Origin of the sequence: Enterococcus sp. 3H8_DIV0648, from assembly GCF_002140655.1 — a bacterium.
Taxonomy (GTDB): domain Bacteria; phylum Bacillota; class Bacilli; order Lactobacillales; family Enterococcaceae; genus Enterococcus_A; species Enterococcus_A hulanensis.
On the sequence record NZ_NGLG01000001.1, the window covers coordinates 1,866,812 to 1,875,591 of the forward strand.

Below are 8,780 nucleotides of genomic sequence, written 5' to 3' on the forward strand. Positions count from 1 at the left end.
TAAAAAATCTTATCCCAAAACGAGATAAGATTTCTATTGAGTGAATCTTCATATTTAGCTTTTCCAAAAAGACTTAGAAAAAAGCAGCAGGATCGGGAACATCTCTAATCTGCCAGCTAGCATGGCAAAAGATAGAGTCCATTTAGAAAGATTAGATAAGAATCCAAAGTTGCCCGTTGGACCCACTGCTTTGAAACCTGGTCCCACATTATTGATACAGGTAGCAACTGCTGAGAATGTCGTTTGAAAATTGATGTTTTCCAGCGACAGTATTAGTAACGAAACGACAAAAACTAATAAATAAAGAACTAAATAGGCATGAATATTCCCGATCGTTTTAGGCGCGATCGTCTCTCCTTCATACTCCATCGATGTGACACTGCGTGAGTGAACAACTTTTTTTAGTTCTTGAAGCGCGTGCTTTACTAACATTTGAATTCGTGAGACTTTAATCCCGCCGCCTGTCGAACCGGCACAAGCCCCCACAAACATTAATAGAAGTAAAATGACCTGAGAAAACATCGGCCACTTATCATAATTCGTTGTGGTAAATCCAGTTGTCGTAATAATAGATGCGACTTGGAATACCGCATAACGAAATGCCTTCAGATAAGATGGGAACTGAGATGAAATATTAATCGTGATCAATATCGCCGAAGCGGCGATAATCCCTAAATAACCGCGTAATTCCTCACTCTTTAATACAGGTGCAATTTTACCAATCAAAAAGAAATAGATCAGATTAAAATTGATCCCGAATAAAATCATGAAGGTTGTAATTACCCCATCAATATAAGCACTGTTGTAGCCGGCAATCCCCGCATCACTCATGGAGAACCCGCCAGTTCCGGCTGTTGCGAACGAATTCAAAAAGCTGTCAAAAACCGGCATACCGCCTAATATTAGCAAAACAATCTGAATCAACGTTAAAACAGTATATATCACATATAAAATCCGCGCAGTCACACTAACCTTCGAGACCAGCTTACCAATGATCGGTCCTGGCATCTCAGCCTTCAAAATATGCATCGTTCTGCCTGAAGCTATCGGAATAAAAGCAACAGTAAAGACCAGAATCCCCATACCTCCGACCCAGTGCGTAAAGCTTCGCCAAAATAAACTCGCGTGGCTGATGTTGCTCAATGTAGTTAAAATCGACGAACCGGTCGTCGTAAAACCGGATACGGTTTCGAAAAAAGCATCCGTAAGCGAAGGGATTTCACCAGCTATCATAAATGGCAAGCCGCCAAATAAAGACAACAGCGTCCAACTCACGCCAACGATGAAGAACCCTTCCTTAGCATAGATATTGCGATTTTTAGGTTTTTTCCAACTTATTAAAGTCCCAATTATAAATACGAACGCGGCCACAACAGCATACGACAGAGCTGCTTTTTCACGGTAAATCAAACCAACAATGCATGGCAGAAGCAGCAAAACAGCTTCGACCTTCAATAATTTGCCTAAAGTAAAGACAACCATTTTTTTATTCATAATGCTTCACCGCTATCTCCTCACCAGATCATTTAAGCTGCAGATTTTTCGATCTGTAGTAATAATCACGATATGATCCTTTAATCGAATCTCTGTGTCACCTTTTGGAATAACGAAGCCGCGTTCTCTAGAAATCGCCGCTATTAAGACATTATTTTTTAGTTTTACTTCTGAAACTTTTTTATTCAAGAAACTAGTCTGTGGAGTCACTACGAATTCCATGGCATCCACGTCGTCATTAAACAGATGGTGCAATGTCTTCACACTGCTATCATCATCTTTATTATTTTTCGCTCGAACATATCTTAGAATATGCGTCGCGATGATGTTCTTAGGCGAGATAATACTATCAATGTCCAATTGATCCAAGACATTCATAAAGTTAGTCCGTGTCACCTTAGCCACTGTCTTTTTCGCTTTCATTTGTTTGGCATATAATGAAATCACAATATTTTCTTCGTCAAATCCTGTTAATGCAAGGAATGCATCCACCGATTCAATCCCCTCTTCATTCAAAACTTCTTCATCGCTGCCATCGGATTCAATGATCGTGGCATGAGGAAGCATGATAGAAAGATCAAGACAACGCTTCGGATCATTTTCAATAATCTTCACTTGGATTCCATGTTCGCTTAATTGCCGCGCCAAATAATAGGCGATCCGTCCACCGCCGACCATAATGACTCGTTTGGTTTTTTGTTCAAATAAATTGATATCCTGACAAAAGCGCACCAGATCACGATGCTGACCCATGACATGGATACGATCTCCTTGTTCAAGGACAAAATTGCCGTCTGGTATGACCAGTTCATCTTTTCGCCGGACAGAACAGATCAACACATTTGTTTTAGATACCTTATCAAGTCGATTCAAGGAAACGCCAATCAATCGCGCATTTTCTTTCAAACGAAATTCGGCTAATTCGATTTTCCCTCCAACAAACGTATCCACTTTAAAAGCGGAAGGGAATAATAATATTCGACGAATTTCATTGGCGGCCTCCAATTCCGGATTAATGATCATGGACAATCCTAACTGATCCCGCATAAAGGAACGCTGCTTCAAATATTCTGGATTTCGCACGCGCGCAATTGAATTTTGGGCACCCATTTTTTTCGCCATTAAACAAGCCAAAATATTCAGCTCATCAGACTGCGTTACAGCGATGAAAATATCTGTATCATCGACACCCGCTTCATTCAATATATCGTAGGTCGCACCATCACCCACCACACCTAAAACATCGAACTGATTAACGATCGTTTCTACCTTTTCAGCATGCAAATCAATAACGACCACATCATAATCATAATCCTCATCAGACAAATACTGAGTCAAAGCTTTACCAACTTTACCAGCGCCTAAAACAATAATTTTCATTCTTTTCTCCTGTTTAAAAATTAATATTCTTATCCTCCATTCTAGCCCTTTCTAACAAGGAAAACAACGGACTTTCACGAAACTCTTTCTCCAGAATTATGCGAATTTAAACGACTTTTTAAATTGTTTTGAGGAAAATTGAACGACTAAAATTTTTCCATCACCTATGACGAATAAAACGTAAAAAAGTTTGGATCAAGCCTATTTTATTTGAGAATGAAAATCGAAAGTAAAATAAAAAAGTACCTAAAGTAAAAACGCTACTCTAGATACTTCCTTATTAAATTTTCCAAAAGCTACATTATCGCTGTGATAAATGTAATCGCACCTAAAAAGACACCCGGCACATTGGCAATAATAATTGGATAATCCTTTTTCTTTTGCATAGTCGCATAAATCACCCAAAAGATGCAGTTGACCATCGCCACCATTGGTTGGATTGGATTCCCTTTATTTCCCGCTAAATTATTCATAATCTGCGGGATGTATGAAACATACATCAACACTGATAAAACTGAAGCTATCCTCCCAAAAACTAAAACCATTCGTTCCTTCTTCTCCACAAATACACACCCCAAACCTCTCTCGTTAATAAAATAGTACCGTAAATTGAGTTAAGAAGCGAAAAAAAGCCCTCATCCCGCTTCACAGGATGAGGACTTCGAAATTCTTAAGCTTCTTGAGCGACTGGGTATACAGACACTTGTTTTTTGTCGCGACCTTTACGTTCGAAACGTACCACGCCGTCAACTTTAGCAAACAATGTGTCATCACCACCGATACCTACGTTTACACCAGGGAAAATTTTAGTACCACGTTGGCGATAAAGAATTGATCCACCAGTAACAGTTTGACCGTCAGCACGTTTAGCACCTAAACGTTTTGATTCTGAGTCACGTCCGTTAGAAGTTGAACCGCCACCTTTTTTATGGGCGAATAATTGTAAGTTCATATTCAATAACATGAGCTGCACCTCCTATGATTTAGATTCTGTATGGACTTCGATGAAATCCAAATACTCTGTTTCGATTGATTGCAAGCCTAATAATAAATGCTCTAACAAAATTTGCGAGATATTCATCTGCTCTTGAGTCATGGAATCATCCAAGTTCAACGCAACATGAAGATAACCACCTTCGTCATCGTTGGTCTCGATGTTCGGAATGACACCTGCTAGTGCATCCAGACTATTTACGGTGCTGATGGCTAATGCGGAGACAGCCGAACATACGATATCGCTACCGTAAGGACCAGCTTCAGCATGACCAGTCAACGTAAATTCGCTGATTTGACCTGCATGATTTCGAGTGAATGTACCTTTGATCAACTTAGGCACCTTCTTTTTTATGCTTTGATTGAGTCAATGACAACTTTAGTGTAAGGTTGACGATGACCTTGTTTACGGTGTGAATGTTTTTTAGGTTTGTATTTGAAAGTAACGACTTTCTTTTGTTTGCCGTGTTTTTCAACAGTTCCTTCAACAGTTGCACCTTCAACGATAGGAGCTCCTACTTTTGTAGATTCGCCGCCTACTAAAACAACTTGGTCGAAGACAACTTTTTCGCCAGCTTCAACGTCTAATTTTTCAATGTAGACTGCTTGACCTTCTTCAACTTTGATTTGTTTACCGCCAGTTTTGATGATTGCGTACATGCTTGTGGCACCTCCTTATAATTATATACTTAGACTCGCCATCCCAAGTGACCGAAGTACTTAATAACTTGTTCTGTGCGGTTGTAGCTGTGAGTTCCACAATTACAACATTCATAGTTTACTAAAAAAGATAGGTCAAGTCAATGATTAATTATTGACGCGCGTCCTGCTTTTTTCTACTATTAGAAGGATGATAAAATGAATTCATCATTTCTGCTCTTCTTTAATTGATTAGCAGGGTGATAATTAGTGCGAGGTGGCATAAATGGACTATCCTGATAAATTGGTTAATTTAGTAGCGGAACGTTCCAAAGATTTTCAGCTGGAAGGATTTGTCGCAGGGCAAGGTCCGCTTCAGCCAAAATTAATGCTGGTCGGCGAGGCACCTGGTCGTAACGAAATCGTTAATCACATTCCCTTTTCAGGTGCAGCTGGAAAAGAATTAATCCAAGCCATGGCATCCATCGGTCTGACGCGGGATAATACCTATATTACCAGCGCAGTTAGAAGCCGGCCTTATAAAATTGTCGAACGTGTAAACAAGCGAACGCAGGAAATTGAGACCGTTTATCCGAATCGAACCCCAAATAAAAAAGAAGTCTTAGCTCACGCACCGATTTTAGATTATGAGCTGGCAGCTGTTCAGCCAAAAATCATCGCTACTTTAGGCAATATCGGTCTGCAGCGTTTGCTTGGACCAAAATGGCAGATCAGTGAACGTCACGGCGAAGTTTATCACGGTCCCGTACTGGGACTGTCGGCAGAGCAAAACAATTATCGAATATCAGAAAAAGAATACACTATCGTCCCTCTTTTCCATCCGGCAGCGATTTTTTATAATCGTTCCCTAAGCGAAAAGATCTTGGCAGATTGGTTAATATTAGGAAATTTACTAAAGAAAGAGGAAAAATAATGCGCAATGAAATGATGTACCGTCCGATTATCAATGAAGATATTTTGCATTACTTACGGACCGAGCAAAAACAATTAACCGGCTCTTTAGGTGACTTAGAGGACCTAGCCCATGAGAATGGTGTGCCGGTGATTCCCCACGAAACAGTCGTCTTCTTACAGTTTCTATTAAAACAAAAGCAGCCGAAAAATGTTTTAGAGATTGGGACCGCAATTGGTTTTTCAGCCAGCTTGATGGCAGAATCGCTTAGTAAGGATGCCAAGATTACTACGATCGACCGTTTTCCTGTCATGATCGAAAAAGCAAAAAAGAATTTTGCTAAACTAGGTTTGGAAGATCAAGTGACTCTATTAGAAGGCGAAGCGGCAGACCTGCTGAGCAACTTGGAAGGTCCCTATGATTTTATTTTTATGGACAGCGCAAAATCAAAATATATTACCTTCTTACCTGAATGTCTGCGTCTATTATCTGATGATGGTGTTTTGATGGTAGATGATATTTTTCAAGCAGGTACAGTTTTGCAGCCAATCGAAGAAATTCCTCGCAAGAACCGAGCAATCCACCGGAAGCTGAACGAATTTTTAGAGGTAGTCACAAAGTCGCCCGAACTAACTTCTACTTTATTACCTCTAGGTGACGGCGTAGCATTAATCTCAAAAAACAAATAATTAATGGCGGAAATTTGAAACTTTTTTGAATTTCCGCCTTTTTGCTTGTACCTAAAAAAAATCGGCGTACACTAGGGAACTGAAATGGAGGAGTTTCCTGTGAAGAACAAAAAAATAGGAGGCATCATATCAATTTTATTGGTGTGTATCCTCGGAATCATCTTATTCGAAACAAAAAATCATGTCCATGCCTCAAAAAATATCAACGATCCTTTGCCAATCCCCGCACCAGTAATTATGGTTCCAGGTACAAATGGCGACGTTGATCGCTTTGATAGTTTAGTGGACTCTTTAAAACAAACAGAAAAGAATGTTGATGAAATAAAAATCACAGTCAATAAGGATGATTCAATTACCTCTTCTGGTCACTTTACAAAAAATACAAAGCGACCTATCATCGCTGTTGCTTTCGAAGATGGATCGGACCCATCACTTCCAAAACAATCTCGCTGGTTTCAAAAGGCCTTAGAGTATGCTGAAAAGTATTATACCTTCAATACCTATGATTACTTAGGCTATTCGAACGGCGGCTTGATCATCACCGGCTATTTAGAGAACGAACAAAAAAGCAATGATCCCTCACTCTATCATTTGATTACACTAGGTACCCCCTATAACGATACTTCGTGGGAATATAGTGACAACCGTTCAACCTTTACAAAACCAAAAGCTGAGAGCGATCTTTTGAAATACTATTTGAAAAACAAAAAGAACATTCCTAAGAACATCACTGTCTATAACATCGCCGGCAATGTAGATAATCAAAACTCTGACACCACTGTTCCATTGACAAGTGTTCTTGCCGGACGATTGATTTACGGCGATAGCGAGAAATATAAGGAGATCATTGTGAATGAACAAGCCGACCATGGTTCCTTGATTGAAAATCCAAAAACCTTGAAGTTAATCAAAGAATATCTCTTTGAATCAGTAAAATAACGAATTAGCATTGACAAGTAAGGGTAGTTTTTCTATAATAGCAATTGTTGCAAAACTACTGTCACAGTAGCTCAGCCGGATAGAGCATCCGCCTTCTAAGCGGACGGTCGGGGGTTCGAATCCCTCCTGTGATATTTTGAAGTATAACAGGGTGAAAACCTTGCTATATCAGTCTGAATGATCTGTTAGCCGAGCCTGAATTCTGCTAACAGATTTTTTATTTTCTCCAAAAATCAGGGGATATTTCTTTTTTGCTAACACTTTCACCATACGATAACAATTGTTCCTTCAATTCCATCGGTATTGACTTGAGAATTTCCAATAGTTGTTGTTGTTTTATGTGTTCGTCTCTGCTCCTGCATTTAATTAATTTTAACTACATACAAATAAGGCTGCTGCGAGAATAGATTTCTATTTCGCAACAGCCTCTTTATTTTTTAGTAGTTAACAAAAAGTTTATTTATCTAACAAACGTTCTTTTAGGTTAATTTTTTCTCCTCGTTTACGTAAATCTGAAAATTCACCAATTGCCGTGAAAAATAGATCGTTTGATGAGTTAACGGCTGTTTCAACAGAATCTTGAACCACACCAATAATGAAACCTACACCGACAACTTGCATCGCAATGTCGTTAGAAATTCCAAAGAGACTGCAAGCCAATGGAATCAGTAATAAAGATCCGCCGGCAATTCCTGAAGCACCACAAGCAGCCAAAGCTGATAATACACATAGCATTAAGGTCAGACTAAAGGGAACAGCAATTCCTAAAGTGTGAACAGTGGCTAAGGTCATTATCGAAATGGTAATGGCAGCCCCACCCATATTAATGGTTGCTCCTAATGGTAACGAAATTGAATAAGATTCTTTTGTTAACCCTAAGCGTTTTGCCAGCATCATATTGATCGGAATATTTGCTGCAGAGCTTCGCGTGAAAAATGCTGGAATAGCACTTTCCTTCAGACAGAACCAGACAAGCGGGTACGGATTTTGTCTAATCAATACAAAAGCGACTAAAGGATATACAATCAAGTCTACAACCAGCATTGTTCCTACCAATAAAAGTAGGAGGCGGCCATATTGCGCTAATCCTGCTAACCCAGTTGAAGCGACCGAATCAAAAACTAGACCGGCGATACCAAATGGCGCCATCGCAATGACTAATTGGACTACTCCTGTGATTGCTTGAGAAAATTCGTCAATGACTTCTTTTACCGAATTTTTCCGTGTACGCATGGCAAAGCCAATTAGAGCTGACCAAAATAGAACACCTAAATAATTTCCTTCAATCATTGCCTGCAACGGATTTTGAACGATATTATTTAAAATAGTCGTCAATACATCGATCAATGCTTTTGGTGCCTCTTGAGAACCTGAAACCTCCTGTAAAGAAATAGTTAGAGGGAAGATATAACTAGCCAGTACGGCAACTATTGCTGCTAATAAGGTGGTAAGTAAATATAATGAAATGATCGGCTTAATGAATGTTTGCGTTTCTGATTGATGTTTCGATACAGAAGCCATAATTAACACAAATACTAATAATGGAGCAATTCCTTTTAATGCGCCAACGAATAAACTACCTAATATTGCAATGAAGCTCCATTGAGGTAGAAAAACGCCTAAAATTCCCCCAACGACAATCCCAATGACAATCCGCTTGATTAGCGAAAGTTGTTTAAAAAATTCTAACAAAACAAGTGTCCCCTTTTCCATTTTTAATTATCATAAAAACA

10 protein-coding genes, 1 tRNA gene and 1 other annotated feature are annotated in these 8,780 nt (G+C 39.3%); of the genes, 4 read left to right on the forward strand and 7 right to left on the reverse strand.

Going from position 1 to position 8,780, the window contains the following annotated elements:
- Positions 1-54: 54 nt before the first annotated feature.
- The 6 genes from A5875_RS08655 to rplU form a co-directional block, all read right to left on the reverse strand.
- On the reverse strand, positions 55-1,494 hold the full coding sequence (locus A5875_RS08655; RefSeq protein WP_088933217.1) for a TrkH family potassium uptake protein: 1,440 nt from the start codon (positions 1,492-1,494) through the stop codon (positions 55-57).
- Positions 1,495-1,506: 12 nt separating this feature from the next.
- On the reverse strand, positions 1,507-2,874 hold the full coding sequence (trkA, locus tag A5875_RS08660) for a Trk system potassium transporter TrkA (RefSeq protein WP_088933218.1): 1,368 nt from the start codon (positions 2,872-2,874) through the stop codon (positions 1,507-1,509).
- 296 nt (positions 2,875-3,170) lie between these two features.
- A complete protein-coding gene (locus A5875_RS08665) occupies positions 3,171-3,437 on the reverse strand; it encodes a SemiSWEET family transporter (RefSeq protein WP_088933219.1) in 267 nt (88 codons plus the stop codon).
- 107 nt (positions 3,438-3,544) lie between these two features.
- Positions 3,545-3,838: a 50S ribosomal protein L27 gene (gene rpmA, locus A5875_RS08670; RefSeq protein ID WP_010745708.1), complete on the reverse strand. Its 294-nt coding sequence runs from the start codon at positions 3,836-3,838 to the stop codon at positions 3,545-3,547.
- Positions 3,839-3,850: 12 nt separating this feature from the next.
- Positions 3,851-4,201, reverse strand: coding sequence for a ribosomal-processing cysteine protease Prp (locus A5875_RS08675; RefSeq protein ID WP_088933220.1), 351 nt, complete (start codon positions 4,199-4,201; stop codon positions 3,851-3,853).
- Between the two features lie 17 nt (positions 4,202-4,218).
- Positions 4,219-4,527 (reverse strand): 50S ribosomal protein L21, encoded by a 309-nt coding sequence (gene rplU, locus A5875_RS08680; protein WP_010740661.1) that lies wholly within the window; start codon positions 4,525-4,527, stop codon positions 4,219-4,221.
- 21 nt (positions 4,528-4,548) lie between these two features.
- Positions 4,549-4,620 (reverse strand) — a sequence feature (ribosomal protein L21 leader region).
- A 172-nt stretch (positions 4,621-4,792) separates the two neighbouring features.
- Here rplU and A5875_RS08685 point away from each other — a divergent pair.
- From A5875_RS08685 to A5875_RS08700, 4 genes are all read left to right on the forward strand, one after another.
- Positions 4,793-5,440, forward strand: coding sequence for a uracil-DNA glycosylase (locus tag A5875_RS08685; RefSeq protein ID WP_088933221.1), 648 nt, complete (start codon positions 4,793-4,795; stop codon positions 5,438-5,440).
- Complete coding sequence (locus A5875_RS08690) at positions 5,440-6,108, forward strand: O-methyltransferase (RefSeq protein ID WP_088933222.1); 669 nt, start codon at positions 5,440-5,442, stop codon at positions 6,106-6,108. The genes A5875_RS08685 and A5875_RS08690 overlap by 1 nt, the downstream gene beginning before the upstream one ends.
- A gap of 99 nt (positions 6,109-6,207) precedes the next feature.
- Entirely contained in the window at positions 6,208-7,047 is an 840-nt protein-coding gene (locus tag A5875_RS08695) for an alpha/beta hydrolase (protein ID WP_088933223.1), read from the forward strand.
- A 60-nt stretch (positions 7,048-7,107) separates the two neighbouring features.
- Positions 7,108-7,181: transfer RNA gene (locus tag A5875_RS08700), tRNA-Arg, on the forward strand.
- A gap of 322 nt (positions 7,182-7,503) precedes the next feature.
- Here A5875_RS08700 and sstT read toward each other — a convergent pair.
- On the reverse strand, positions 7,504-8,739 hold the full coding sequence (gene sstT / locus A5875_RS08705; RefSeq protein WP_088933224.1) for a serine/threonine transporter SstT: 1,236 nt from the start codon (positions 8,737-8,739) through the stop codon (positions 7,504-7,506).
- Positions 8,740-8,780 lie beyond the last annotated feature (41 nt).